This is a genomic window from Streptomyces sp. NPDC051183 (genome assembly GCF_040682455.1).
Lineage (GTDB): Bacteria > Actinomycetota > Actinomycetes > Streptomycetales > Streptomycetaceae > Streptomyces.
This window is the reverse complement of the sequence record NZ_JBFBBA010000002.1, coordinates 65699-89228: the sequence shown is the minus strand read 5'-3', so window position 1 is coordinate 89228 and position 23530 is coordinate 65699. Positions and strand designations below refer to the sequence as shown.

Annotated in this window: 23 protein-coding genes and 1 tRNA gene; 13 read left to right on the top strand and 11 right to left on the bottom strand. The window is 71.1% G+C overall.

Annotated features, from left to right (window positions below; all coding sequences use genetic code 11):
- The first annotated feature begins 219 nt into the window (after positions 1–219).
- The 4 genes from eno (at position 220) to AB0M99_RS02350 (ending at position 3624) form a co-directional block, all read left to right on the top strand.
- Complete coding sequence (gene eno / locus AB0M99_RS02365) at positions 220–1506, top strand: phosphopyruvate hydratase (protein ID WP_365916668.1); 1287 nt, start codon at positions 220–222, stop codon at positions 1504–1506.
- A 103-nt stretch (positions 1507–1609) separates the two neighbouring features.
- Entirely contained in the window at positions 1610–2098 is a 489-nt protein-coding gene (locus tag AB0M99_RS02360; RefSeq protein ID WP_365916666.1) for a septum formation initiator family protein, read from the top strand.
- 45 nt (positions 2099–2143) lie between these two features.
- Positions 2144–2686: a DUF501 domain-containing protein gene (locus tag AB0M99_RS02355; RefSeq protein ID WP_365916664.1), complete on the top strand. Its 543-nt coding sequence runs from the start codon at positions 2144–2146 to the stop codon at positions 2684–2686.
- Positions 2683–3624: a Ppx/GppA phosphatase family protein gene (locus AB0M99_RS02350; RefSeq protein ID WP_365916661.1), complete on the top strand. Its 942-nt coding sequence runs from the start codon at positions 2683–2685 to the stop codon at positions 3622–3624. The genes AB0M99_RS02355 and AB0M99_RS02350 overlap by 4 nt, the downstream gene beginning before the upstream one ends.
- Before the next feature lie 61 nt (positions 3625–3685).
- Here the strand turns inward: AB0M99_RS02350 and AB0M99_RS02345 are convergent, their stop codons facing one another.
- Both AB0M99_RS02345 and AB0M99_RS02340 read right to left on the bottom strand, forming a co-directional pair.
- Positions 3686–3955, bottom strand: coding sequence for a type II toxin-antitoxin system RelE/ParE family toxin (locus tag AB0M99_RS02345; RefSeq protein ID WP_365916659.1), 270 nt, complete (start codon positions 3953–3955; stop codon positions 3686–3688).
- Positions 3952–4224, bottom strand: a complete 273-nt coding sequence (locus tag AB0M99_RS02340) for a type II toxin-antitoxin system Phd/YefM family antitoxin (RefSeq protein ID WP_365916657.1) — start codon at positions 4222–4224, stop codon at positions 3952–3954. The genes AB0M99_RS02345 and AB0M99_RS02340 overlap by 4 nt, the downstream gene beginning before the upstream one ends.
- Before the next feature lie 537 nt (positions 4225–4761).
- Here AB0M99_RS02340 and AB0M99_RS02335 point away from each other — a divergent pair.
- Together AB0M99_RS02335 and AB0M99_RS02330 are read left to right on the top strand one after the other, a co-directional pair.
- Complete coding sequence (locus tag AB0M99_RS02335; RefSeq protein ID WP_365916655.1) at positions 4762–6147, top strand: NAD(P)/FAD-dependent oxidoreductase; 1386 nt, start codon at positions 4762–4764, stop codon at positions 6145–6147.
- A 188-nt stretch (positions 6148–6335) separates the two neighbouring features.
- Complete coding sequence (locus AB0M99_RS02330; protein ID WP_365916652.1) at positions 6336–7649, top strand: cyclopropane-fatty-acyl-phospholipid synthase family protein; 1314 nt, start codon at positions 6336–6338, stop codon at positions 7647–7649.
- A gap of 88 nt (positions 7650–7737) precedes the next feature.
- Here AB0M99_RS02330 and AB0M99_RS02325 read toward each other — a convergent pair whose 3' ends face one another.
- Entirely contained in the window at positions 7738–10287 is a 2550-nt protein-coding gene (locus AB0M99_RS02325) for an FtsX-like permease family protein (protein WP_365916650.1), read from the bottom strand.
- A 57-nt stretch (positions 10288–10344) separates the two neighbouring features.
- Positions 10345–11112 carry an ABC transporter ATP-binding protein gene (locus AB0M99_RS02320; RefSeq protein WP_365916904.1) on the bottom strand — a complete coding sequence of 256 codons (768 nt, stop codon included), beginning with the start codon at positions 11110–11112 and terminating at the stop codon, positions 10345–10347.
- A gap of 533 nt (positions 11113–11645) precedes the next feature.
- Between AB0M99_RS02320 and AB0M99_RS02315 the strand changes: the two genes are divergently transcribed.
- Both AB0M99_RS02315 and AB0M99_RS02310 read left to right on the top strand, forming a co-directional pair.
- A tRNA-Leu gene (locus tag AB0M99_RS02315) sits at positions 11646–11728 on the top strand.
- A 160-nt stretch (positions 11729–11888) separates the two neighbouring features.
- Positions 11889–12743 (top strand): Bax inhibitor-1/YccA family protein, encoded by an 855-nt coding sequence (locus tag AB0M99_RS02310; RefSeq protein ID WP_365916648.1) that lies wholly within the window; start codon positions 11889–11891, stop codon positions 12741–12743.
- Positions 12744–12868: 125 nt separating this feature from the next.
- Here AB0M99_RS02310 and AB0M99_RS02305 read toward each other — a convergent pair whose 3' ends face one another.
- Positions 12869–13099 carry a DUF4287 domain-containing protein gene (locus AB0M99_RS02305; protein ID WP_365916646.1) on the bottom strand — a complete coding sequence of 77 codons (231 nt, stop codon included), beginning with the start codon at positions 13097–13099 and terminating at the stop codon, positions 12869–12871.
- A gap of 101 nt (positions 13100–13200) precedes the next feature.
- On the opposite strand from AB0M99_RS02305, the gene AB0M99_RS02300 reads away from it, so the two are divergent.
- Positions 13201–13548 (top strand): hypothetical protein, encoded by a 348-nt coding sequence (locus tag AB0M99_RS02300; RefSeq protein WP_365916644.1) that lies wholly within the window; start codon positions 13201–13203, stop codon positions 13546–13548.
- On the opposite strand, the gene AB0M99_RS02295 is transcribed toward AB0M99_RS02300, so the two are convergent.
- The 3 genes from AB0M99_RS02295 to AB0M99_RS02285 form a co-directional block, all read right to left on the bottom strand.
- Positions 13532–14338: a hypothetical protein gene (locus AB0M99_RS02295; protein WP_365916903.1), complete on the bottom strand. Its 807-nt coding sequence runs from the start codon at positions 14336–14338 to the stop codon at positions 13532–13534. The genes AB0M99_RS02300 and AB0M99_RS02295 overlap by 17 nt on opposite strands.
- 441 nt (positions 14339–14779) lie before the next feature.
- Complete coding sequence (locus AB0M99_RS02290; protein ID WP_365916642.1) at positions 14780–16000, bottom strand: acetyl-CoA C-acetyltransferase; 1221 nt, start codon at positions 15998–16000, stop codon at positions 14780–14782.
- A 181-nt stretch (positions 16001–16181) separates the two neighbouring features.
- Entirely contained in the window at positions 16182–17225 is a 1044-nt protein-coding gene (locus tag AB0M99_RS02285) for an SGNH/GDSL hydrolase family protein (RefSeq protein ID WP_365916640.1), read from the bottom strand.
- A 134-nt stretch (positions 17226–17359) separates the two neighbouring features.
- On the opposite strand from AB0M99_RS02285, the gene AB0M99_RS02280 reads away from it, so the two are divergent.
- Complete coding sequence (locus tag AB0M99_RS02280; RefSeq protein ID WP_365916902.1) at positions 17360–18742, top strand: cystathionine beta-synthase; 1383 nt, start codon at positions 17360–17362, stop codon at positions 18740–18742.
- Positions 18743–19042: 300 nt separating this feature from the next.
- Here the strand turns inward: AB0M99_RS02280 and AB0M99_RS02275 are convergent, their stop codons facing one another.
- Positions 19043–19423 carry a hypothetical protein gene (locus AB0M99_RS02275; RefSeq protein ID WP_365916638.1) on the bottom strand — a complete coding sequence of 127 codons (381 nt, stop codon included), beginning with the start codon at positions 19421–19423 and terminating at the stop codon, positions 19043–19045.
- A gap of 139 nt (positions 19424–19562) precedes the next feature.
- On the opposite strand from AB0M99_RS02275, the gene AB0M99_RS02270 reads away from it, so the two are divergent.
- Positions 19563–20405, top strand: a complete 843-nt coding sequence (locus AB0M99_RS02270) for a MurR/RpiR family transcriptional regulator (protein ID WP_365916636.1) — start codon at positions 19563–19565, stop codon at positions 20403–20405.
- An 87-nt stretch (positions 20406–20492) separates the two neighbouring features.
- Here the strand turns inward: AB0M99_RS02270 and AB0M99_RS02265 are convergent, their stop codons facing one another.
- Entirely contained in the window at positions 20493–20933 is a 441-nt protein-coding gene (locus tag AB0M99_RS02265) for an ATP-binding protein (protein ID WP_365916901.1), read from the bottom strand.
- 139 nt (positions 20934–21072) lie between these two features.
- Here AB0M99_RS02265 and AB0M99_RS02260 point away from each other — a divergent pair, with 139 nt between their 5' ends.
- The gene (locus AB0M99_RS02260; protein ID WP_365916634.1) at positions 21073–21945 is read left to right on the top strand and encodes a helix-turn-helix transcriptional regulator; all 873 of its coding nucleotides are present in this window, start codon (positions 21073–21075) and stop codon (positions 21943–21945) included.
- Complete coding sequence (locus AB0M99_RS02255; RefSeq protein WP_365916632.1) at positions 21942–22184, top strand: DUF397 domain-containing protein; 243 nt, start codon at positions 21942–21944, stop codon at positions 22182–22184. Before AB0M99_RS02260 ends, AB0M99_RS02255 begins: the two co-directional genes overlap by 4 nt.
- On the opposite strand, the gene AB0M99_RS02250 is transcribed toward AB0M99_RS02255, so the two are convergent.
- The gene (locus tag AB0M99_RS02250) at positions 22165–23514 is read right to left on the bottom strand and encodes a diaminopimelate decarboxylase (RefSeq protein ID WP_365916630.1); all 1350 of its coding nucleotides are present in this window, start codon (positions 23512–23514) and stop codon (positions 22165–22167) included. The two genes, AB0M99_RS02255 and AB0M99_RS02250, sit on opposite strands and share 20 nt — an antisense overlap.
- Positions 23515–23530 lie beyond the last annotated feature (16 nt).

The window sequence follows — 23530 nt, the reverse complement described above, 5'->3', positions numbered from 1 at the left end:
CCCGATGCGCCGGGCGGTGGTGTGCGCCGGGCGTCCTGGCCGGTGAGAGCCCGATGATCAAGAGACCTATGTCCCGGAAGAGGGGTATTCGGACCCTTTTTCGTCCCAGGACCCGGGCGGTCGGCCGGCCGAGTGCCCGGAGCCGGTTAGGCTCTAGTCGGCAAAGGCCATCCCACGGCCTGACGCCACCGCACACCCAGCGTCACATCCCAGAAGGAGATGCTCGTGCCGTCCATCGACGTCGTCGTAGCCCGGGAAATCCTGGACTCCCGAGGCAACCCCACGGTCGAGGTCGAGGTGGGCCTCGACGATGGCAGCACCGGCCGTGCTGCAGTTCCGTCCGGCGCCTCCACCGGTGCCTTCGAGGCCATCGAGCTCCGTGACGGTGACCCCAACCGTTACATGGGCAAGGGCGTCGAGAAGGCCGTCCTGGCCGTCATCGAACAGATCGGCCCGGAGCTCGTCGGCTACGACGCCACCGAGCAGCGCCTGATCGACCAGGCCATGTTCGACCTGGACGCCACCGACAACAAGGGCTCGCTCGGCGCCAACGCCATCCTCGGCGTGTCCCTCGCCGTCGCGCACGCCGCGTCCGAGGCCTCGGACCTCCCGCTCTTCCGCTACCTCGGCGGTCCGAACGCGCACCTGCTGCCCGTTCCGATGATGAACATCCTCAACGGTGGGTCGCACGCCGACTCCAACGTCGACATCCAGGAGTTCATGATCGCCCCCATCGGCGCGGAGTCCTTCTCCGAGGCGCTGCGCTGGGGTGCCGAGGTCTACCACACCCTGAAGAAGGTCCTGCACACCAAGGGCCTCTCCACCGGTCTGGGCGACGAGGGCGGCTTCGCCCCGAACCTGGAGTCCAACCGCGCCGCGCTCGACCTCATCATCGAGGCCATCAAGCAGGCCGGCTACACCCCGGGCAAGGACATCGCGCTCGCGCTCGACGTCGCCGCGTCCGAGTTCTACAAGGACGGCAAGTACGAGTTCGAGGGCCAGTCCCGCTCGGCCGCCGAGATGACCGACTACTACGCCGAGCTCGTCGAGGCGTACCCGCTGGTCTCCATCGAGGACCCGCTGTTCGAGGACGACTGGGACGGCTGGAAGACCATCACCGACCGCCTCGGTGCCAAGGTCCAGATCGTCGGCGACGACCTGTTCGTCACCAACCCCGAGCGCCTGGCCCGCGGCATCGAGGAGGGCTCCGCGAACGCCCTGCTCGTGAAGGTGAACCAGATCGGTTCGCTGACCGAGACCCTGGACGCCGTCGAGATGGCCCAGCGCAACGGCTTCAAGTGCATGATGTCGCACCGCTCCGGCGAGACCGAGGACGTCACCATCGCCGACCTCGCCGTCGCCGTGAACTGCGGCCAGATCAAGACCGGCGCCCCGGCCCGCTCGGACCGCGTCGCCAAGTACAACCAGCTGCTGCGCATCGAGGAGATCCTCGACGACGCCGCGGTGTACGCGGGCCGCAGCGCCTTCCCGCGCTTCAAGGGCTGATCACCGCCCCACGGCGCTGGCTGGCCTCCGTACGTCCCCGCACTCGGTCCCGTACCGTGTGCGGGGACGTATTGCGTAGTGCGTATATAGGGGAGGCGGAAACATGGCCGGGAACCGGGATCGGTTCTCCACCTTCTCGACCGCGACCAGACTCAAGCAGCTCGGCGAGCGGACCGCCGCCCACGTCTACCGCTCGCAGTCGCGCCGGCAGGTCCGCCGCAGCCGGCTCACCGGCCGGGCCGCCCTGCTCGTGCTCGTCCTCTGTACGCTGGTCGTCGCCCTCGCGTATCCGATGCGCCAGTACGTCTCCCAGCGCTCGGAGATCACGAAGCAGCGGAAGGCGGCAGTCTCCGCGCGCGACCGGCTGGAACGGCTGCGCGACGAGAAGGCCCGCTGGCAGGACAACGCGTACGCGGAGCAACAGGCGCGCAAGCACCTGCACTTCGTGCGCCCGGGCGAGATCAGCTACATCATGACCGACCCGGGGGCCGCGGCCCCCGAGCACCGCCGCGACGGACAGTCCGCGACCGACCGCCCCTGGTACTCGAACGTCTGGGACGGCGTCGACAAGGCCGACCGCCCCGGCGACTGACCCACCCACACCCAGCACAACCGAACGAAGAGACTTCCTCCAGGCATGCAGACGCCCCCGCCCCAGACCGACCGGACCGAGCCGACCGACGCGGACATCGAGGCGTTCGAGCAGCAGCTCGGCCGCCCGCCGCGCGGGCTGCGCGCCATCGCGCACCGCTGCCCCTGCGGCCAGCCGGACGTGGTGGAGACCGCCCCGCGGCTCCCCGACGGCACCCCCTTCCCGACGCTGTACTACCTGACGTGCCCCCGCGCCGCCGGTGCCATCGGCACGCTGGAGGCCAACGGCGTGATGAAGGAGATGCAGGCCCGGCTCGCCGAGGACCCGGAGCTCGCCGCCGCCTACCGGGCCGCGCACGAGGACTACATCACCCGCCGCGACGCCATCGAGGTGCTCCAGGGCTTCCCGAGCGCCGGCGGGATGCCGGACCGGGTGAAGTGCCTGCACGTGCTGGTGGGCCACTCGCTGGCCGCCGGCCCCGGTGTGAACCCGTTCGGTGACGAGGCCCTGGCGATGCTGCCGGAGTGGTGGACCAAGGGTCCGTGCGTCACCCCGTGCGGTGAGAAGAAGGCCGAGGAGTCCCGGTGACCCGGGTCGCGGGCGTCGACTGCGGTACGAACTCCATCCGCCTGCTGGTCGCCGACTGCGACCCTGCCACGGGCGAGCTGGTCGAGCTGGACCGGCGGATGACGGTCGTCCGGCTCGGCCAGGGCGTGGACAAGACCGGCCGGCTCGCCCCCGAGGCGCTGGAGCGCACCTTCGCGGCCTGCCGCGAGTACGCGGCCGTCATCAAGGAGCTCGGGGCGCAGCGGGTCCGGTTCGTGGCCACCTCGGCCTCGCGGGACGCCGAGAACCGGGACGAGTTCGTCCGGGGCGTCCTGGACATCCTGGGCGTCGAGCCCGAGGTGATCTCCGGCGAGCAGGAGGCCGAGTTCTCCTTCACCGGCGCCACCATGGAGCTGACCGGCACCGACCACCTGGAGAAGCCGTTCCTGGTGGTGGACATCGGAGGCGGCTCGACGGAGTTCGTGGTCGGCGAGGAGCACGTGCGGGCCGCCCGGTCCGTGGACGTGGGCTGCGTACGGATGACCGAGCGCCACCTGGTCGTGGACGGCGTCGTCACCGACCCGCCGACCGAGGCGCAGATCGCCGCGATACGGGCCGACATCGAGGCGGCGCTGGACCTGGCCGAGCAGACCGTCCCGCTGTCGCAGGCGCGCACCCTGGTGGGTCTGGCCGGCTCGGTGACCACGGTCGCCGCCATCGCGCTGGGACTGCCGGAGTACGAGTCGGCGGCCATCCACCACTCCCGGATCCCGTACGAGAAGGTCCGCGAGATCAGCGAGCGGATGCTGACGGCGACGCACGCCGAACGCGCCGCGATCCCGGTGATGCACCCCGGCCGGGTGGACGTCATCGGCGCGGGCGCGCTGGTACTGCTGGCGATCATGGAGCGCACCGGCGCCTCGGAGGTCGTGGTCTCGGAGCACGACATCCTCGACGGAATCGCCTGGTCGGTGGCCTGAGCGGGCCTGAAAGGCGGTGTTCCGGCCGGCTGGCCGGAGCACCGCCGTCGTCGTGCCGGACTCAGACGTTGCGGTAGACGTCGCGCCGGTCGCCGACCTTGACGACGAGGATGACGAGCTCACCGTCCAGGACTTGATAGGCGATCCGGTAGCTGCCGACCCGGAGCCGGTAGAGGCCGGACGGTCCGGTGAGCTTCTTGACGTCGGCGTCCTCGCGGTACGGATCGTCTCCCAGCGCGGTCAGGGCGGCGAGGATGCGCATCGCGGCCGGCTTGTCGATCGCCCGGAGCTGCCGTTGCGCCGCGGTGGTGAACCGGAACGCGTACTTCACGCCGCTCCGTCCCCCCGCTCGCTGAACAGGTCGGCCAGCAGCTCGGCCATGGTCACGGTCGGACCGCCTTCGGCCAGCACGGCCTGCGCCTCGCGTGCGAGCAGTTCGTCGGCCGCCTCTTCGAGCGCGTTGAAGTCCGCGATGGGGACCAGGGCGGCCACCGGAGCGCCGTTCCGGGTGATTATGGTCGGCGAGCCCTGCTCCGCACGGTTGATGTGGTCCGCGAGATGGGCACGGGCTTCGCGCACGGTCACAGCGTTCTCACTCATGACGACAGTGTACGCGCGGATGTGTACACCGGCCCGTCCGGCGCCAAATCGGTCCGGGCCCACCGGAGATGCTCGATGGAATCGCCTGGTCCGTGGCCTGAGCGGGCCTTGACCGGGTCTGGACGGGACCTGGACGGAGCCTGGACGGGGGCCTTCGAGGGGTCCGTCGGGGGTCGAAAGTCCCGTGATCCACATGAACTTCGTGAAGTTCTTCACAAGGAAAAGGGGCCTGTTGGGCCACCGAGAGGGTCCTTTGAGGCGTTCCGGAGGCCCACGGGCCCCTTTTCGTGCGAGCGTTCGTGCGATTCGGGGCCGCGGTCGGGTGGTGGCCGTAGGTACCGACGAAGCCGGTGGTCTACTCCGGTTACAGGCCTGGAGCCCAGTTCAGGACGGGTAAACAACGACTCCCGTTACACCCTGGTTCCCCGTTTGCGCCATGACCTCGGTCACGTGGGCGGCGGAGTGTAGCAGAGGCCTTCCAGCACCTTGTGAAGGGGCTCACGAGCGTCCCCCTATCGGGTGCTGGATACTCGTTCCATGAGCACCACGGAGCGTCCCAGGATCCTCGTTGTAGGAGGTGGGTACGTAGGCCTGTACGCAGCCAAGCGCATCATGAAGAAGATGCGCTACGGCGAGGCGACCGTCACGGTCGTCGACCCGCGCTCGTACATGACCTACCAGCCCTTCCTCCCTGAAGTGGCCGCAGGCAGCATCTCGCCTCGGCACGTCGTCGTCCCGCTGCGACGCGTGCTGCCCAAGGCAGAGGTTCTTACCGGCCGGGTCACCAGCATCGACCAGGACCGCAAGGTCGCCGTCGTCACGCCGCTCGTCGGCGAGGCGTACGAGCTGCCCTTCGACTACCTGGTGATCGCGCTCGGCGCCATCTCCCGCACCTTCCCGATCCCCGGCCTCGCCGAACAGGGCATCGGCATGAAGGGCGTCGAAGAGGGCATCGGCCTGCGCAACCACGTCCTTGAGCAGCTCGACAAGGCCGAGTCCACGACGGACGAGAACGTCCGCCGCAAGGCCCTCACCTTCGTCTTCGTCGGCGGCGGCTTCGCCGGTGCGGAGACCATCGGCGAGGTCGAGGACATGGCCCGCGACGCCGCGAAGTACTACACCAACGTCAAGCGCGAGGACATGCGCTTCATCCTGGTGGACGCGGCCGACAAGATCCTTCCCGAGGTCGGGCCCAAGCTCGGCACCTGGGGCAAGGAGCACCTCGAGTCGCGCGGCATCGAGATCTACCTCAACACCTCCATGGACTCCTGCGTGGACGGCCACGTGGTGCTGAAGAACGGCCTCGAGGTCGACTCCAACACCCTCGTGTGGACCGCGGGCGTCAAGCCCAACCCGGTGCTGGCCCGCTACGGCCTGCCGCTGGGCCCGCGCGGCCACGTGGACACCGCCCCGACCCTCCAGGTCCAGGGCAGCGACTACATCTGGGCCGCGGGCGACAACGCCCAGGTCCCGGACGTCGCGGCCCGCAAGGCCGGCGTCGAGAACGCCTGGTGCCCGCCGAACGCCCAGCACGCGCTGCGCCAGGCCAAGGTCCTCGGCGACAACGTGATCTCCGGCATGCGGGGCTTCCCGCAGAAGGAGTACGCGCACTCCAACAAGGGTGCGGTGGCGGGCCTCGGCCTCCACAAGGGCGTCGCGATGATCGTCATGGGCAAGATGAAGATCAAGCTCAAGGGCCGGCTCGCCTGGTACATGCACCGTGGCTACCACGGTCTGGCCATGCCGACCTGGAACCGCAAGATCCGCGTCTTCGCCGACTGGACCCTCGGCATGTTCCTCAAGCGCGAGGTCGTCTCCCTCGGTGCGCTGGAGACCCCCCGCGAGGAGTTCTACGAGGCCGCCAAGCCGGCGCCGGCTCCGGCCGCCGCCGCGGCACCGGCCCAGAAGGCCAAGGCCTCCTGACCCGGCTCGCCCGGTAGGACCCAGCAGGACCGAACGACCCGAAGGGGCCGCCCGCCATCCGTGGTGCGGGGGGCCCCTTCGGCGTGCCCCGGTGCCTTCGGGGCGCCTCCGCGGTGCCTCCCCGCGCCTGCTTACGCGGACCGCGGTCGGGGTAGAGCCTTGTGGCGGAGCTCTTCTGGAGGTGCGCCATGAACGACGCCGCGCCGCGGCTGGCCGCTCTTGCCGAGACCCTGCTGGGCGCCCCCCTGCCCGTCCGCGTCCGCGCGTGGGACGGCACCGAGGCGGGCCCGCCGACCGGCCCCGTGCTCGTCATCCGGCACCGCCGCGCCCTGCGCCGGATGCTGTGGAAGCCGGGCGAACTGGGGCTGGCCCGGGCCTGGGTCGCCGGCGACCTGACGGTCGAGGGGGACCTGTTCGAACTGCTCGACCGGGTGGCCGGCCTCCTGTGGGAGCGGCCCCCACGGAGCGGCCCGCCGCCCGCCGCCGTGCCGGGGGCGGCCAGGCTGCTGCGCGATCCGGCGCACCGGGCCGCCGTGCGCGATCTGGTCGCGCTCGCCCGGCCGCTGCCGCCGCCCGCGCCCCCCGCCGAGGAAGCCGTCCGCCGCGGCGGCCCCCGCCACTCCAAGGGCCGCGACCGCGCCGCCATCGGCCACCACTACGACGTCGGCAACGAGTTCTACGGCCACGTCCTCGGCCCCACGATGGTGTACTCCTGCGCCTACTGGAGCCCCGGCGGGACCCTGGAGCAGGCCCAGCACGACAAGCTCGACCTCGTGTGCCGCAAGCTCGCCCTGCGGCCGGGGGACCGGCTCCTGGACGTCGGCTGCGGCTGGGGCTCCATGGCCCTGCACGCCGCCCGCGAGTACGGCGCCCGGGTCACCGGCATCACGCTCTCCGGCGAGCAGGCCGCGTACGCCCGCAAGCGCGTCGCGGAGGAGGGGCTGGCCGACCTGGTCGAGATCCGGGTCCAGGACTACCGGGACGTCAAGGACGGCCCGTACGAGGCGATTTCCTCCGTCGGCATGGCCGAGCACGTCGGCGCCGACCGGTACCGCGAGTACGCCCGCACCCTGCACAAGCTGCTGCGGCCCGGCGGACGGCTGCTGAACCACCAGATCGCCCGGCCCCCCCAGCCGGACGAGGAGACGTACCGGATCGACGAGTTCATCGACGCCTACGTCTTCCCCGACGGGGAGCTCTCCCCGCTCGGCACGACCGTCGGCGAGCTGGAGCGGGCCGGCTTCGAGGTCCGGGACGTGGAGGCCCTGCGCGAGCACTACGCGCTCACCCTGCGGGCCTGGGTGGCCCGGCTGGAGGAGCGCTGGGAGGAGGCGGTACGGCTGACGTCGCCCGGGCGCGCCAGGGTCTGGCTGCTGTACATGGCGGCCTCGGCGCTCGGCTTCGAGCACGGCAGGCTCGGGGTCAACCAGGTCCTCGCGGTCAAACCCGTACCGCGGGGCGAGGCGGGGCTGCCGCTGCGGCTGCGCACCTGGGGCGCGTAGCCCGCGCCCGGACCGCGCAGGGCGCCCGTACGAACGCGAAGGGCCCCGGGGCGTGTGCCCCGGGGCCCTTCGCGTCGTCCCTGCGCCGTTACTCGGTCTTGATGGCGGTGAGCATGTTCAGCCGGGCAGCGCTGCGGGCGGGCCACATGGCCGCCAGGACGCCGACCACACCGGCGAGCAGGAGGAAGATCCCGATCCGGTCGTACGGGAGCACCAGCTCGTAGTTCGGGATCGACTTGCTGAAGGTGGTGCCGACGGCCCAGGCGAGGAAGATGCCGACGCCGATGCCGAGGATCGCGCCGAAGAGCGAGATGACCACGGCCTCCAGGCGGATCATGTTCTTGACCCGGCTGCGGTCGAGACCGATCGCCCGCAGCATGCCGATCTCCTGCTTGCGCTCGAAGACGGACATCGCCAGCGTGTTGACCACGCCGAGCACCGAGATGATCAGCGCCATGCCGAGCAGGCCGTACATGATGTTCAGGGCGAGGTTGACGATGCCGCCCATCTCGTTGCGCATGTCCTGCTGGGTGGCGATGCCGATCGCCGGGTTGTTGCCGAGCGCGTCCAGGATGGCCTTCTCGCCGGCCTTGGAGCCGCCGCCGGTGTTGACGTACACCTCGGGGATGTACTGGTCCTCGGTGTGCGCGGCGAGGACCTTGTCGTCGATGACGTACGGGGAGAGCAGGCCCTCCAGCTCCTTGTAGACGGCGCCGACCTTGAGCGTGGCCCGCTGGCCGTCGTCGAACATGACGTCGAGGGTGGAGCCGACCGAGAGCTTGGCCTTGGCCGCGGTCTTGTCCGCGACGGCGACCTCGCCCTTGCCCAGGCTGCTCAGCGAACCGCTGACGACGTCGATGTTGAGCATCTCGCCGATGGCGGCCGGGTTGACGCCCGACGCCGACATGTACTCATCACCGATCTTGAACGAACCGGCCGTCTGCGGGGAGACCGCCTTGATGCCGGGGGCCTTCGCCAGGGCCTCGGCGACGGACTTGTCGAGGCTGCCGATGCCGCCGTTCATGGAGATCTTGTAGTCGGCCTTGATCTTGTCCGTGCTCATCCGGTCCACGGCCTTGCCCATGGTGATGCCGACGACCGAGAGCGCGGTGACCAGGGTCAGGCCGATGGCCAGCGAGGCGGCCGTGACGGCCGTACGGCGCGGGTTGCGCAGGGCGTTCTGCGCGGCCAGCTTGCCGGGGACCCCGAAGACCTTCTGCAGCGGCGGCCGCAGGGCCGAGATGACCGGCCGCGACAGCAGCGGCAGCAGCACGATCAGACCGAGGAGCAGGAAGAACGCTCCGCCGCCGATGACCATCCGGCCGTCGCTGCTGCCCATGGACACGCCGAGCATGACCAGGCCGACGCCGATCAGGCCGAGGACGCTGCCGATGACGTTGCGCAGGACCAGGGACTTAGCCGTGGCCGGCAGGTGGGCGCTGCCCATGGCCGCGACCGGGGCGATCCGGCCGGTGCGCCAGGCGGGCACCAGCGCGGCGAGCACGGTGACCAGGACGCCGATGACCAGGGCCGCGACGATCGTGGTCGGGGCGATCACGAGGTCGCCGGCCGGGATCTTGGCACCGAGGGAGTCCATCAGGGACCGCATGCCGACCGCGAGGCCGATACCGGTGGCGAGGCCGATCGCGGCGGAGATGACGCCGACGACCGTGGCCTCGGCGAGCACCGAGCGGACGACCTGGCCGCGGTTGGCGCCGACGGCGCGCAGCAGGGCCAGCTCCTTGGTGCGCTGGGTGACCAGCATGGTGAACGTGTTGTAGATCAGGAAGACGCCGACGAAGAGCGAGATGAAGGCGAACATCAGCAGCATGGTGTTCATGCCGCTCATGCCCTTCTCGATGCCCTTGGCCTGGTCGGCGGCCAGCTGGGCGCCGGTCTGGGCCTTGGTGTTGTCGCTGTCGAGCAGCGGCTTGATCTCGGAGAGCAGCTGGTCGGCGCTGGTGCCGGCCTTGGCGCTGACGGAGAGCTCCTGGAAGTAGCCGGGCTTCACGTACAGCTGCTGCGCGACGGCGGTGTCGAAGAGCACCAGGCTGCCGCCGGCGTTGACCGAGCCGTCCTCGGTGGTGAAGACGCCGGTGAGGGCGTACTCCTTGACCGGGCCGTTGGTGGCGACGCGGACCTTGTCGCCGACCTTGTACTTGCCCTTGGACGCGGTCTCCTTGTCGAGGGCGATCTGGTCGTCCTTGGCCGGGCCGGTGCCGTCGGTGAAGGTGTAGCGGGGGTCCTTGCCGTCCTTGACGGGGGCGAAGTTGGAGCCCTTGTTCGCCCAGCCCTGGCCGATCAGCTTGCCGTTCTCGTCGCCGACGCCGGCGAAGCCGGAGACCCGGCCGCTCACGAGGTCGACGCCCTTGACGGCCCGGACCTTGTCGAGGGTCTGCTGGCTGATGCCCGGCTCGCCCTGCTTCTGGCCGTTCTCGTCGCGGGTCTGGCCGTACGAGGTGACGGAGACGGCGACGCCTTCGTAGCTCTTCGCGGACTGGTTGCTGAGGGACTTGCCGAGGGTGTCGGTGAAGACGAGGGTGCCGGAGACGAAGGCGACGCCGAGGACGACGGCGAGCACCGTCATCAGCAGTCTGGCCTTGTGCGCGAGCACGTTGCGCAGGGCGGTACGGAACATGGTGGAGGAGTCCAGGATGTCGGGGGGTCAGCGGAGGACTGGCGGAGGGGCAGTCCCTCAGCTGGTGCGGCCCTTGGCGTCGAAGGCCTTCATGCGGTCGAGCACGCCGTCGGCGGTGGGGCTGAGCACCTCGTCGACGATGCGGCCGTCCGCGAGGAAGATGACGCGGTCCGCGTAGGACGCGGCGACCGGGTCGTGGGTGACCATCACGACGGTCTGGCCGAGCTCGCGGACGGAGTTGCGCAGGAAGCCGAGGACCTCGGCGCCGGAGCGGGAGTCGAGGTTTCCGGTGGGCTCGTCGCCGAAGATGATCTCGGGGCGGGAGGCCAGGGCGCGGGCCACGGCCACGCGCTGCTGCTGGCCGCCGGAGAGCTGGGTGGGACGGTGGGAGAGCCGGTCGGAGAGGCCGACCATGGCGATCACCTTGTCCAGCCACTGCTTGTCGGGCTTGCGGCCGGCGATGTCCATGGGGAGCGTGATGTTCTCCAGGGCCGTCAGCGTCGGCAGCAGGTTGAAGGCCTGGAAGATGAAGCCGATCTTGTCCCGGCGCAGCTGGGTCAGCTGCTTGTCCTTCAGCGTGCCGAGCTCGGTGTCGCCTATGCGCACGGAGCCCGCGGAGAAGGTGTCCAGGCCGGCGACGCAGTGCATCAGCGTGGACTTGCCGGAGCCCGAGGGGCCCATGATCGCGGTGAACTGGCCCTGGGCGAAGTCGACGGAGACGTTGTCGAGCGCGACCACCTGGGTCTCGCCCTGGCCGTACACCTTGGAGAGCTGCGTGGCGCGGGCGGCCACGGCCTGGGCGGTGTGCTGGGGGGCGTAGTTCATGGTGGTCACGGAGGGACTCCTGTCGAGCGGCTGCTGCGGTGGGGCGGTACCCCTCAATCCTCGCCGTGGCCACCCCCGCTCGGGATCAGCCGGTGTGCCCGTTCCACAGTCCACTGGAGTCTGACCGGAGGGGGTGCCCGTCTCCTCCTCTGGTATGACAGACCCTGATGCGGCTCGGGGTGCGCGGCCGGCGGGCGGAGCCGCCCGAGGGGTGTCCGGAGGTCACCGGGAGCCGTCCGGGGACCGTCCGCGGATCCTCCGGGGGGCCCGGGAATCGTCCGAGGTCGCCCCAGGTGCGCCGGGGTGGCGTGGAGGGTGGCGGGCGGGGTGGCGCGGGCCATCGAAATCCCGTCATTCCCACAGCGTCGATCATCGCCGTCCGGAGCGGTCCGACCGTGCGTTCTCGGCCCTGACGACCCATCAAGCGCCAATAAAATCAGACAACATCGGAATGCCGGCCGCCTGGCGATCAAGGCGTTCCGGATAGGCTCGGCACAGCGTTCAAGGCTTTTCTGCACGGGAGTCGCCAGCCTGCCCGGATGGTGGAATGGCAGACACGGCGAGCTTAAACCTCGCTGACCTTCGGGTCGTGCCGGTTCAAGTCCGGCTCCGGGCACTCTCGCGACTCTTGCGCGGCTTCGCAGGGGATCTCCTCATTCATCCTCTGCGCTTTGCCATGCCTTCTCCTAAGATCCTCCTCCAGCAGTAGGGTGCTTTCTTTGCGAACGCATTACTCTTGACGCTAAGGCCGCGCACCGTGGCCATGGAGGAGTGAGATGAGGAGCAGTAACCCGGTCTTCTCGCGACGGGGGTTCAGCCGCGACAACGGTGGCTACGCGGGCTTCGGTACGCAGCAGCACGAACAGGCCGGGACCGCCGCCAACCCGTACGCGACCAACCCTTATGCGACCGACCCCGCAACGGGTATGCCGCAGGCGCCGGCGCGCACCAACGCGATGACCATCGACGACGTCGTGAGCCGTACGGCCATGACGCTCGGCACCGTCGTCCTGACGGCCGTCATCTCCTGGATCGTGCTCCCGGTCGACCCGGGCAACGTCAACAAGTCGTACATGATCGCCGTCGGCGCGGCGCTCGTCGCGTTCGTCTTCGCGATGATCCAGTCCTTCAAGGCCAAGCCGGTTCCGGCGCTGATCCTGGCCTACGCGGCCTTCGAGGGCGTCTTCCTCGGCGTCATCAGTTCCGCGGTCAGCACCTACATCGGTGCGGGCGTGGTGGTCCAGGCCGTCCTGGGCACGATGTGCGTCTTCGCGGGCGTGCTCTTCGCCTACAAGATGCGCTGGATCCGCGTGACCCGCCGCTTCTACGGCTTCGTGATGGCCGCGGCCATGGGCTTCGTCCTGCTCATGGTCGTCAACATGCTGTTCTCGATCTTCGCGGGCGGCGACGGCCTCGGCTTCCGCAGCGGCGGCCTCGGCATCCTGTTCGGTGTCATCGGCATCATCCTCGGCGCCTGCTTCCTGGCCCTCGACTTCAAGCAGGTCGAGGACGGTCTGGCGTACGGCGCTCCGCGTGAGGAGTCCTGGCTGGCGGCCTTCGGCCTCACCATGACCCTGGTGTGGATCTACCTGGAGATGCTGCGCCTGCTGTCGATCCTCCGGGGCGACTAGCAGGAGGTGCCGCCCGGCACCGCATGACGTCAGCACGGCGAAGGCCCCGCGAGCGCACCGCTCGCGGGGCCTTCGCGTGTCTGAGTGGGGTACGGGGGTCGGGGGCTTCGGAAGGGGGCAGGGGCTCAGCCGAGTCTGCGGGCGGCCCTGCGCAGGTCGTACTCGTGGATGATCGCCTTGGCCTGGCCGTACGACAGCTCGTGCGCGCCGAGGAGCCAGCTGACCTTCTCCTCGAACCGGACGAGGGAGGGGCCGTCGTCCACGGCGCGGAGCCAGTCGGAGACCTCACGACCGGTCGACTGCGGGATTCTGTCGATCATGTTGCGGTGCGTCTGCTCGGAGAACTCTACGGACATGGGCGCCTCCGGAAGGTTTGCCGTGCTGTTCTCTTCACGCCACCGTGCCGGAGAGTTCGCCCGTTGGCAATGGCGCCCGCGCGGCGCGTAAGGTCGGCCGGGTGCTTGATACTTCGCCCCTGACCGCCGCCGTGGAACGTTTCTCCGACCGGCTGCGGGCCGCGCCCCAGAGCCGGCTCCAGCGCGGGGCCGCCGCCGAGGCGCTGGAGCTGGCCCGGGAGCTCGCCGTACGGGCACAGCGCCTGGAGGACCCCGCGGGGGCGGCTCCGGCGCGCCTGATGCCGGACGCCGGGGTGTTCGTCGTCGGGGACCAGCTGGCGGTGGCCGGGCAGGACCTCGCCGAGGCGCTGCGCGGCGCACGCGAAGGGGAAAGCGCGACGGCCCCGTCCGAGGTGCTGGACGAGGCCGTGCGGCTGGTGGAGCAGGCGGAAGTCAGAGCGATGCGATGACGCGGTCCGCGAGGATGTAGACGTTGCTGTCCGGGTCCTCGGCGTCGCCGCAGGAGAAGGTCAGGGCGTAGGCGCCCGAGATGCCCGAGCCGCCCAGCAGGACCGGCGCGGTGCCCGAGCGCAGGGCCTCGGCGAGGCGCTCCGCGGTCTCCCGGTGGCCGGGGGTCATGCAGAGCGTGGTGCCGTCCGTGAAGACGTACACGTCCAGGGTGCCCAGCGGACCCGGGCGGACGTCCGCGAGGGCCGTACGGGCCTGCGCGAGCTCCTCCAGGCGGCTGACCGTGCGCTCGTGGTCGGCGCCGGGGTGCGGGGCCTGCACGGGCACGAAGTCGGGGTGCGAGGGGTGGCGCCGGCGGGCGGCCGCCAGCTCGGCGGAGTCCTCCGGGTAGTCGTCGAGGTCGTCACCGAGCACGGGCTCCAGCCCGACCATGTCGGCCTGCCGGGGGAGGAAGACCGGGCCGTCCTCGCCGCCCAGGCCGGGCAGGCCGCCCAGCAGGGAGGGAGCGTCGGCGGCGTCGCGGGCCTCCTGGGCGGCCCAGAAGGCGCGCGCCTCGGCGAGCTCGCGCTCGCGCTCCTCGGCGAGGGCCTCGGCGACGGCGGCTCGTATCTCGGCGGCGGGGGATTCCACGGCGCTGCGGGCGTGCGGGACGGTCGTACCGCGGGGGTGGGCCGACACGACCAGCTCACTGCGCAGGGCCGTGACCTGCTTGCGCAGGCCGTGGACGGCGTGCAGCGCAGCAGCGCCCACGGCCGTGGCAGCGGCCGTGGTCAGCAGCAGGGCAAGAGACATGGCGCTCACTGACTAACTCCTGATTGATTCGATCCCCCGACTTCCTACATCAGCTTGTCCTGACCTGGGAATGGCGTGCAGTGCATTACGTCACGAATTGGACAGGGCTTTCGTCCCGGAGCCCCTCCCCGAACACGGCCTGACCTGGGTAAATGCCGATCCCCCAGGACATAGGTCACATCCTGGGGGAGATTCGGTCACAGGTCGGCCGCGACGGGGTTAGATTCCGCGTCAGCAGGGAGAGGCGGATCCCGCGGATCCCTTGGGGGGACTGGGGGGACCGGCCGGTCGAGCCGATTTCCCCCTCCTCCGGGCCGATCTTCGCCCTAGCGGTGGGTAGTTGCCGCCTCACGCGGCTGCGGGCAGGTGCCGTCCTCGTTCCTCGGACGACCCCTACCCTCCGCTCCGGCTCAGCGGACGACCCCTACCCTCCGCTCCGGCTCAGCTCAGACGCTCGATGACCATGGCCATGCCCTGGCCGCCGCCCACGCACATCGTCTCCAGGCCGAACTGCTTGTCGTGGAACTGCAGGCTGTTGATCAGCGTGCCGGTGATGCGCGCACCGGTCATCCCGAAGGGGTGACCGACGGCGATGGCCCCGCCGTTGACGTTCAGCTTGTCCAGCGGGATCTCCAGGTCCCGGTAGGACGGGATGACCTGGGCCGCGAAGGCCTCGTTGATCTCGAACAGGTCGATGTCGCCGACGGTCAGGCCCGCCCGCTTCAGCGCCTGCTTCGACGCCTCGACCGGGCCCAGGCCCATGATCTCGGGAGAGAGGCCGGTGACACCGGTGGAGACGATCCGGGCCAGCGGGGTCAGGCCCAGCTCCCGCGCCTTGGTGTCGCTCATGATGACGAGCGCGGCGGCGCCGTCGTTGAGCGGGCAGCAGTTGCCGGCCGTGACCAGGCCGTCGGGGCGGAAGACGGGCTTGAGGCCCGAGACGCCCTCCAGGGTGACCCCGGCGCGCGGGCCGTCGTCGGTGGAGACGACGGTGCCGTCCGGGGTCGTGACCGGGGTGATCTCGCGGGCCCAGAAGCCGTTCTTGATGGCTTCCTCGGCCAGGTTCTGGGAGCGGACGCCGAACTCGTCCATGTCCTGGCGGGTCACGCCCTTGAGGCGGGCCAGGTTCTCGGCGGTCTGGCCCATGGAGATGTAGGCGTCCGGGATCAGGCCGTCCTCGCGCGGGTCGTGCCAGGAGGAGCCGGTGCTCTGCGAGACGGCGGTCGTACGGGCCTCCGCGTCGGCGAAGAGCGGGTTGTGCGTGTCCGGCAGGCCGTCCGAGGAGCCCTTCATGAACCGGGAGACCGTCTCGACGCCCGCGGAGATGAAGACGTCGCCCTCGCCGGCCTTGATGGCGTGCAGCGCCATGCGGGAGGTCTGGAGCGAGGAGGAGCAGTAGCGGGTGATCGTGGTGCCCGGCAGGTAGTCCATGCCCATCTGCACGGCCACGATGCGGGCCAGGTTGTGGCCCTGCTCGCCGCCGGGGAGGCCGCAGCCGAGCATCAGGTCGTCGATCTGGCGCGGGTCCAGCTCGGGGACCTTGGCGAGGGCGGCCTGGATGATCGTCGCGGTCAGGTCGTCGGGGCGGACGTCCTTGAGGGACCCCTTGCCGGCGCGCCCGATCGGGGAGCGGGCGGCGGAAACGATGACTGCTTCGGGCATCGGGGCTCCAAGGGGGTGAGTTGCGGCTCGTTGCGGGACCGCATGCGAAGTTACCGGCCCGTACGGTCCAGGTCACGGCCCCTGTGATGTGATGCGGGCCGCACTCGTGGGCGGGCGCGGGGCCGGGGCCGCGGCCGGGCCCCGGCGGGGGCGGCGGACCGGGCTCGTGACCGGCCCGGGATCAGGACACCGGTGTCTCCGGCGCCCCGGCCCCGGCCCCGGCCTCGGCTCCGGCGTGGGCCGGGTCCGGGTCCGTGGCCGGTACCCGCCGGCGGCGGCGGTGCTTGAGCAGGACCCAGGGCCCGCGGGCCGCGGTGACCTCCGTGCCGGCCTGGCCCGCGGCGGCGGATGCGGCCTTGGCCACCGGGAGCATGTCCTCGTTGCGGGACACGTCCAGCCGGTCGGACTCCGGCCACAGCGCCAGGGCCGCGCAGAGGGTGGGCAGGACGGCCATCGCGGCGGTCGCGTAGCCCTCCGCCGAGGGGTGGTAGGAGTCCGGGCCGAACATCTCGCGCGGGTTGGCGGCGAACTCGGGGCCCAGCAGGTCCCCCATGGAGACCGTACGGGCGCCCAGCGCGACCACTCCTATGGTCTGGGCGGCGGCCAGCTGGCGCGAGACCCGGCGGGCCAGCCAGCGCAGCGGCTGGTACACCGGCTCGATGGTGCCCAGGTCCGGGCAGGTGCCGACCACGACCTCGGAGCCCGCGAGCCGCAGCCGGCGTACGGCCGAGGTCAGCAGCCGCACCGACTGGGTCGGCGGCATCCGGCGGGTCACGTCATTGGCGCCGATCATGATCACGCAGACGTCCGGGGGCGGCTCGTCCCCGTCGAGCAGCAGGCCCGTCTGGCGGTCCAGGTCGTCCGACATGGCACCGGACAGCGCGACGTTGCGCAGTTGCACCGGCCGCTCGGCCACGGCGGCCAGCCCCGAGGCCAGCAGGGCCCCCGGGGTCTGTCTCGCCCTGCGCACGCCGAGGCCCGCGGCCGTGGAGTCGCCCAGCATGCCCAGCCGCAGCGGGCCCGGGCTCAGCTCGGGTCCGCCGAACTCGCTCCCGTACAGCCCGTCCGCGCGCGGCGGATCGGGCAGGCCGGTGCCGACCGTCCGCTTGGCGAACTGCATCTCCGCCACCACCAGTCCGACCGCGGCGGCCCCGACCAGCCCGAGCCCGCCGCCGCCGTACGCCGCACCCGCCGCGATCCGGCGGGCCGTCCTCGCCCTGGACACCCTTCGAGCCACCTCGCTTTCGTGCCTGGCCCCGTTGACCTACCTGCCCCGTACTGCCGGTCGGCCAATCCCTTTACGCATACTCTGGCCGGACCTCCCGGAGAACCCGTGGAGTCCCCTCCTTGGAGAACATGGTGCAATTCCACGACTCGATGATCAGCCTCGTCGGCAACACCCCGCTGGTGAAGCTCAACCGTGTGACCGAAGGCCTCCAGGCCACCGTCCTTGCGAAGGTCGAGTACTTCAACCCGGGCGGGTCCGTGAAGGACCGGATCGCCGTCCGGATGATCGAGGCCGCCGAGCAGAGCGGAGCCCTCAAGCCCGGTGGCACCATCGTGGAGCCCACGAGCGGCAACACGGGTGTCGGACTCGCCATCGTGGCCCAGCAGAAGGGCTACAAGTGCATCTTCGTCTGCCCTGACAAGGTGTCCATGGACAAGATCAACGTGATGCGCGCGTACGGCGCCGAGGTCGTGGTCTGCCCGACCGCCGTCGACCCCGAGCACCCGGACTCGTACTACAACGTGTCCGACCGCCTCGCGCGCGAGCCCGGCGCCTGGAAGCCCGACCAGTACAGCAACCCGAACAACCCCCGTTCGCACTACGAGACCACCGGTCCCGAGCTGTGGGAGCAGACGGACGGGAAGATCACCCACTTCGTCGCGGGCGTCGGCACGGGCGGCACGATCTCCGGCACCGGCAACTACCTCAAGGAGGTCAGCGGCGGGAAGGTCAAGGTCATCGGCGCCGACCCCGAGGGCTCGGTCTACTCCGGCGGCACGGGCCGCCCGTACCTCGTCGAGGGCGTCGGCGAGGACTTCTGGCCGACCGCCTACGACCCGAACGTGACCGACGAGATCATCGCGGTGTCCGACAAGGACTCCTTCCAGATGACCCGCCGCCTCGCGAAGGAGGAGGGCCTGCTGGTCGGCGGCTCCTGCGGCATGGCGGTCGTCGCGGCGCTGCGGGCGGCCGAGGGCCTGGGCCCGGACGACGTGGTCGTCGTCCTGCTGCCGGACAGCGGCCGGGGCTACCTCAGCAAGATCTTCAGCGACGAGTGGATGGCCGGTCACGGCTTCCTGGAGGAGGCGGGCCCCGCCGCCCGCATCGGCGAGGTGCTGAACGACAAGGAGGGCGGCATTCCGTCCCTCGTCCACATGCACCCCGAGGAGACCGTCGGCGAGGCCATCGAGGTCCTGCGCGAGTACGGCGTCTCGCAGATGCCGATCGTCAAGCCGGGCGCCGGCCACCCCGACGTGATGGCCGCCGAGGTCATCGGCTCGGTCGTGGAGAAGGAACTGCTGGCTGCGCTGTTCGCCAAGCAGGCCTCGCTGAGCGACCCGCTGGAGAAGCACATGAGCGCGCCGCTGCCGCAGGTCGGCTCCGGCGAGCCGGTCTCCGAGCTGATGGCCGTGCTGGGCGAGGCGGACGCGGCGATCGTGCTGGTCGAGGGCAAGCCGACCGGTGTGGTGAGCCGTCAGGACCTGCTGGCGTTCCTCGCGAAGGGCAGCAAGTAGCCGTTACGGGAGCGGGTGCGTCCGTCGCGCAAACGGTACGGGCCCGTCACGCAACGGCAGCACCCGCTTAACAAGGCTCCGGCACAGTGGTGGTTGTCGGCAGGGAAGCCCGGGGAACCGGGAACCCGGCCGACACCACGAACGACGTCGGCGCGACTCCGGAGCGGCTCCCGGACGGCGCGGGCGTCACGGACGCGCGGACGGCCCTGACCCGGCCCGTGTCCTTCGCGGGGACCGCCGTCGTCCCGCCCCCGGGCAACCGGGGTGCGGCGGTCCCCGCGCTGTCCGTTTCCGGGCTTCCTAGTCCTGCGGTTCGCGGTCGCGGCGGCCCAGGCCCAGGGTCTTCCTGGCGTGGATGAAGTTCACGCCGAGGATCCCCGCCCAGGCCACCAGCAGGCCGTTCAGGTTCGCGTGGGCCGCGCCGATGGCGGACAGCGGGATCGCCAGGACCAGCGTGACGATGGCGAAGCCGAAGCGCTCGCCGAAGTTCCCCTCCGCCGGGTCGGGGCGGCCGGAGCCGCCGCGGGCGGCGAGCAGGCGGTCCTCCGCGAGCCGGCGCCGGACCTGGGTGTCGACCTTTTCGACGAAGGAGTCCACCAGCGCGGACTCGTACTCCGGGCCCAGTTCCCGCCGGGCCTCCAGCGTGGCGTCGAGTTCCTTCTTCAGCTCTTGAGGCTCCATCCCGCCAGCCTAGGAACCGGCGGGCGCACCGGCACTGGTGCTAGCCCCCGTCTCGGGGAGCGGTCCGCGGCTTGCCGTCCTGCATAACCGCATGCAGAGTGCTGGGTGACTGAATATTCACGGGACTGAGGGGGACGGGATGGGCGAGAACCCGGCCGCGCGGCTGCAGAAGCTGTTCGAGGGGCACCGGCTCACGCCGACCCAGCGGCGGATCGCGCACTGCATGGTGCGCGGGGCGGCGGAGGTGCCCTTCCTGTCGAGCGTGGAGCTCGCCGAGCTGGCCGGGGTGAGCCAGCCCTCGGTGACCCGCTTCGCGGTGGCGCTCGGCTTCGACGGATACCCGGCGCTGCGGCGCCACCTGCGGGAGGTGGCCCCCGCCGAGCGGGTCGCCACCGTGCAGGAGGACTCGTACAACGAGTACCAGCAGGCCGTGCAGGGGGAGATCGAGAACCTGCGGCAGCTCGCGGCCGTGCTCGCCGATCCCTCGCCCGTGCAGGAGGCCGGCCGGCTGCTCGCCGCGTCGGCGCCGCTGCCGGTGCTGGGTCTGCGGGCGGCGTCCTCGCAGGCGCGCGGGTTCGCGTACTTCGCCGCGAAGGTGCACCCGGACGTACGGCTGCTCGACGAGGGCGGCTCGATGCTCGTGGACCGGATCGATGCCGCCGTGGCGGCCGGGGCCTCGGCGCTGCTGTGCTTCGCGCTGCCCCGGCACCCCAAGGAGGTGTCGGAGGCCCTGGAGCACGCCCGGGCGGCCGGGCTGACCGTGGTGACGGTCGCCGACTCCGCCTTCGCCCCCGTGGCCGCGTACTCGGACCTGCTGATCCCGGCCCCGGTCGGGACCGGGCTGGCCTTCGACACGGCGTGCGCGCCGATGCTGCTGGGGCGGGTGCTGCTGGAGGCGATGGCGGACGCCCTGCCGGACGCGCAGGCGAGGCTGGAGGCGTTCGACGCGCGGGCCGCGGCGCGCGGGCTGTTCGTGGAGTGACCCCGGGGCGGTGGCCCGCCGCAAGCTGACCCGCGAAGGCACCCTGTTTCTGGACAGTGAGGGCTTGTCGAAGTTGCGTCCGCCGGGTCACCCTGACGCCCGGGCCACCGGATCGGCCGGCCCCGGTGCCACCACCGAGGCCCACACCGTCTTGCCGGGCACCCTCGGCGACACGCCCCAGTCGCGCGCCAGCGCCCGTACGACCGCCAGCCCGCGCCCGCCCTCCGCGACCCACGGCACGGCGGGCGCCGGCCCGTCCGGCGGCACCCTGTCCCCGCAGGTGTCGCTCACCATCACGCGCACCGTCCGCCGCCGGTCATACGCCAGCCGCACCTCGAAGTCCCGCCCGGGCACCCGGCCGTGCAGCACGGCGTTGGCCGCCAGTTCGGCGACGACGAGCGCGACGTCGTCGGAGAGCGGGCAGCCGTAGGGCACCCCCCAGAGGTCCAGCTGCGCCTGTGCGAGGCGCCGCGCGAGCCGGGCGCCCCGGGGCGTCGCACTGAACCGCTGCGTGAAGTCCAGTGCCATGTCACTCAATTCGGTCGTCACCTCACCGAGAGTGGTCGGGCCGCCGTACGCTTTCCAGTGACCCCGGCGTGACGCCCATCCGCCGTAGGGGTCTCGACGTGTGCGTGTACGGCTTGTACGGACGAGGGCGGTTCAGCGTATGAACGACCTGTCAGACCGCGAGGAACGACCGGAGCGCCCGGTCGAGGTGGACGGCACCGCCCACCTCTTCCACGCCCTGCGCAAACAGATCAAGGTCCTGCGGGAGGCTGCCGGACTCTCCCAGAAGGAACTGGCCGCCAAGCTCAACGTCAGCGAGGACCTGATCGGCGCGATCGAGCGGGGGGTGCGGCTTCCGCAACCGGATCTGCTGGAGCGGGCGGATGCGGTCCTGGGGGCGCGGGGTGTCCTGCTGGCGGCGGTTCCGGACGTCAAGGAGGCCCTGAAGAAGGCCCGGGTGCGGCATCCGGATTGGTTTCGGAGCTACGCCGAGGCGGAGGCCGTCACCCAAGCCCTGCACGAGTACGGGTACCAGGCTGTCCCGGGTCTGCTGCAGACGGAGCGTCACGCACGGGAGATCTTCGCTCAACGCCGCCCGCTGCTGGACGAGGCCACGATCGAGAAGCGGGTACAGGACCGATTGTCCCGCCAGCAGATCTTCGAGCGGTGGCCGTCACCCACCTTCAGTTTCATCCTCGATCAGAATCTGCTCGAACGGCGTGTAGGTGGGCTCGACATCCATCGCGAGCAGCTCCAACGGATTCTGCACATCGGTCGGTTGCGAACGGTGGAGCTCCAAGTGCTGCCTTATTCGCGGGGTGCGCATGCTGCGATGGACGGCGCATTCACCTTGCTCCATCCCAAGGGCCGCCAACAGATTGCGTACTACGAGGTGTACGGCCGCCCCCACCTGATCACCGACCCTGATCAAGTCCGCATCATGGCCGAGCGCTGTGGGATCATCCGGGCACAGGCGCTCGCGCCAGACGAGTCCCTCGCCCTGATCGAGAAGACGCTGGGAGAAACCAGATGAACACTACCGACCTGGCCTGGTTCAAGAGCAGCTACAGCACCGGCGAGGGCGGCAACTGCATCGAAGTCGCCTACGACTGGCGGAAGTCCAGCTACAGCAGCGGCGAAGGCGGCCAGTGCGTAGAGGTTGCCGCCTGCGCCCACTCCGTCCACGTCCGGGACTCCAAGGTGACCGGCGGCCCGGAGCTGGCGGTCGCTCCCGCCGCGTGGGCGGACTTCGTCACAGCAGCGCGCGCGTAAAGCCGCCGCCCGCCTCCGCCGCGATCTCCGTGAGGCTCTGCGCTGGGCGGGCCATGGCGAAGCGGACCTCGCCCGAGGCGGTCACGGTGAAGCCGTGGACCGCCGGGCGGGGGAGGCTGTTGTAGCCGTAGTGGGCCGTGAAGGCGTACGCGCCCGTGTCGGGGACGGCGATCAGGTCCCCGGGGGACAGGAGCGGCAGCTCCCGCGCCGACGCCAGCAGGTCGCCCGCGAAGCAGGCCGGGCCCGCGATGTCCTGGGCGACTGGCGCACCGGTCAGCGGGGCTCCCTTCGCGTCGTACGGCAGGATCCGCAGCGGCCATGCCGCCGGGGCGTAGACCGTACGTGTGGCCAGTTGGACCCCGGCGTGCGTGAGCGCGATGGGCCGCCCGCCGGTGACCTTCGTGTACTCGACCCGCGACAGCACCAGCCCGTGCTTGGCCAGCAGGGACCGGCCGAACTCGGTGACCAGCCCGTAAGCGCCCGAGAAGAGGGCGGGGACCGCCTCGCGCAGGGCCGCCACGTACTGCGCGTACGTCGGGGTCTCGGCGTCCGAGCCGAAGTTCACCGGCAGGCCGCCGCCGATGTCGAGGGTGTCGACCTGGCGGCGCCCGGCCGCCGCGTTGATCTCCTCGGCCAGGGCGTGCAGCTCCCGCACCCCCTCGGCGGCGAGGGCCGGCGGGACGCCCTGGGAGCCCGAGTGGACGTGCAGCCGGGTGAGCCACGGCCGGTCCAGGTAGGCCCGTACGAGCCACTCGCGCGCGCCCGGATCGCGCAGGGCGGTGCCGAACTTCGAGGTCGCCGTGGCGGTGGAGAGGGCGCCGATGGTGCCCGCGCCGGTCTGCGGGTTGATCCGTACGCCGATCGGGGAGCGGGTCGGCGCCGAGGCGACGAGCGCGTCGAGCCGCTCCAGCTCCTGGGGGTTGTCGGCGTTGACGGCGATGCCGAGGGCGAGGGCCTCGCGCAGTTCGGCGGGGGTCTTGGCGGGGGAGTCGAGGACGGTGTGCTCCGGCGCGACCCCGGCCGCCCGGGCCAGCGCCAGCTCGCCGGGGCTGGCCACCTCGCAGCCGAGCCCGGCGTCGGCGAGCAGCGCGAGCACCGGGACGAGCGGGGCGGCCTTGACCGCGAAGGCGTGCAGCACGGGCGTGCCGGGCGGGAGCGCGGCCGCGAAGGCCCCGGTCAGGGCTGCGGCCGAGGCGCGGATCCCGGCCACGTCCAGCAGGCAGACCAGGGGCTCGGAGCCGTCCGCCCCGCCCACGAGGCCCTGCTCGACGGCGGCTCGTACGGCCAGATCACGACGTGCGGCGGCGCGTTCCGTGTCCATGTCCGCCATCCCATCATCCGGCGGG

Coding starts and splice junctions, on each gene's coding strand:
- AB0M99_RS02320 (WP_365916904.1), bottom strand. CDS start 11,112: ATGAACTACGCCCCCCAGCACACCGCCCAGGCCGTGGCCGCCCGCGCC.
- AB0M99_RS02355 (WP_365916664.1), top strand. CDS start 2,144: ATGCAGACGCCCCCGCCCCAGACCGACCGGACCGAGCCGACCGACGCG.
- AB0M99_RS02250 (WP_365916630.1), bottom strand. CDS start 23,514: ATGGCGGACATGGACACGGAACGCGCCGCCGCACGTCGTGATCTGGCC.
- AB0M99_RS02335 (WP_365916655.1), top strand. CDS start 4,762: ATGAGCACCACGGAGCGTCCCAGGATCCTCGTTGTAGGAGGTGGGTAC.
- AB0M99_RS02265 (WP_365916901.1), bottom strand. CDS start 20,933: ATGGCACTGGACTTCACGCAGCGGTTCAGTGCGACGCCCCGGGGCGCC.
- AB0M99_RS02295 (WP_365916903.1), bottom strand. CDS start 14,338: ATGTCTCTTGCCCTGCTGCTGACCACGGCCGCTGCCACGGCCGTGGGC.
- AB0M99_RS02290 (WP_365916642.1), bottom strand. CDS start 16,000: ATGCCCGAAGCAGTCATCGTTTCCGCCGCCCGCTCCCCGATCGGGCGC.
- eno (WP_365916668.1), top strand. CDS start 220: ATGCTCGTGCCGTCCATCGACGTCGTCGTAGCCCGGGAAATCCTGGAC.
- AB0M99_RS02260 (WP_365916634.1), top strand. CDS start 21,073: ATGAACGACCTGTCAGACCGCGAGGAACGACCGGAGCGCCCGGTCGAG.
- AB0M99_RS02255 (WP_365916632.1), top strand. CDS start 21,942: ATGAACACTACCGACCTGGCCTGGTTCAAGAGCAGCTACAGCACCGGC.
- AB0M99_RS02340 (WP_365916657.1), bottom strand. CDS start 4,224: ATGAGTGAGAACGCTGTGACCGTGCGCGAAGCCCGTGCCCATCTCGCG.
- AB0M99_RS02275 (WP_365916638.1), bottom strand. CDS start 19,423: ATGGAGCCTCAAGAGCTGAAGAAGGAACTCGACGCCACGCTGGAGGCC.
- AB0M99_RS02330 (WP_365916652.1), top strand. CDS start 6,336: ATGAACGACGCCGCGCCGCGGCTGGCCGCTCTTGCCGAGACCCTGCTG.
- AB0M99_RS02310 (WP_365916648.1), top strand. CDS start 11,889: ATGAGGAGCAGTAACCCGGTCTTCTCGCGACGGGGGTTCAGCCGCGAC.
- AB0M99_RS02325 (WP_365916650.1), bottom strand. CDS start 10,287: ATGTTCCGTACCGCCCTGCGCAACGTGCTCGCGCACAAGGCCAGACTG.
- AB0M99_RS02270 (WP_365916636.1), top strand. CDS start 19,563: ATGGGCGAGAACCCGGCCGCGCGGCTGCAGAAGCTGTTCGAGGGGCAC.
- AB0M99_RS02305 (WP_365916646.1), bottom strand. CDS start 13,099: ATGTCCGTAGAGTTCTCCGAGCAGACGCACCGCAACATGATCGACAGA.
- AB0M99_RS02360 (WP_365916666.1), top strand. CDS start 1,610: ATGGCCGGGAACCGGGATCGGTTCTCCACCTTCTCGACCGCGACCAGA.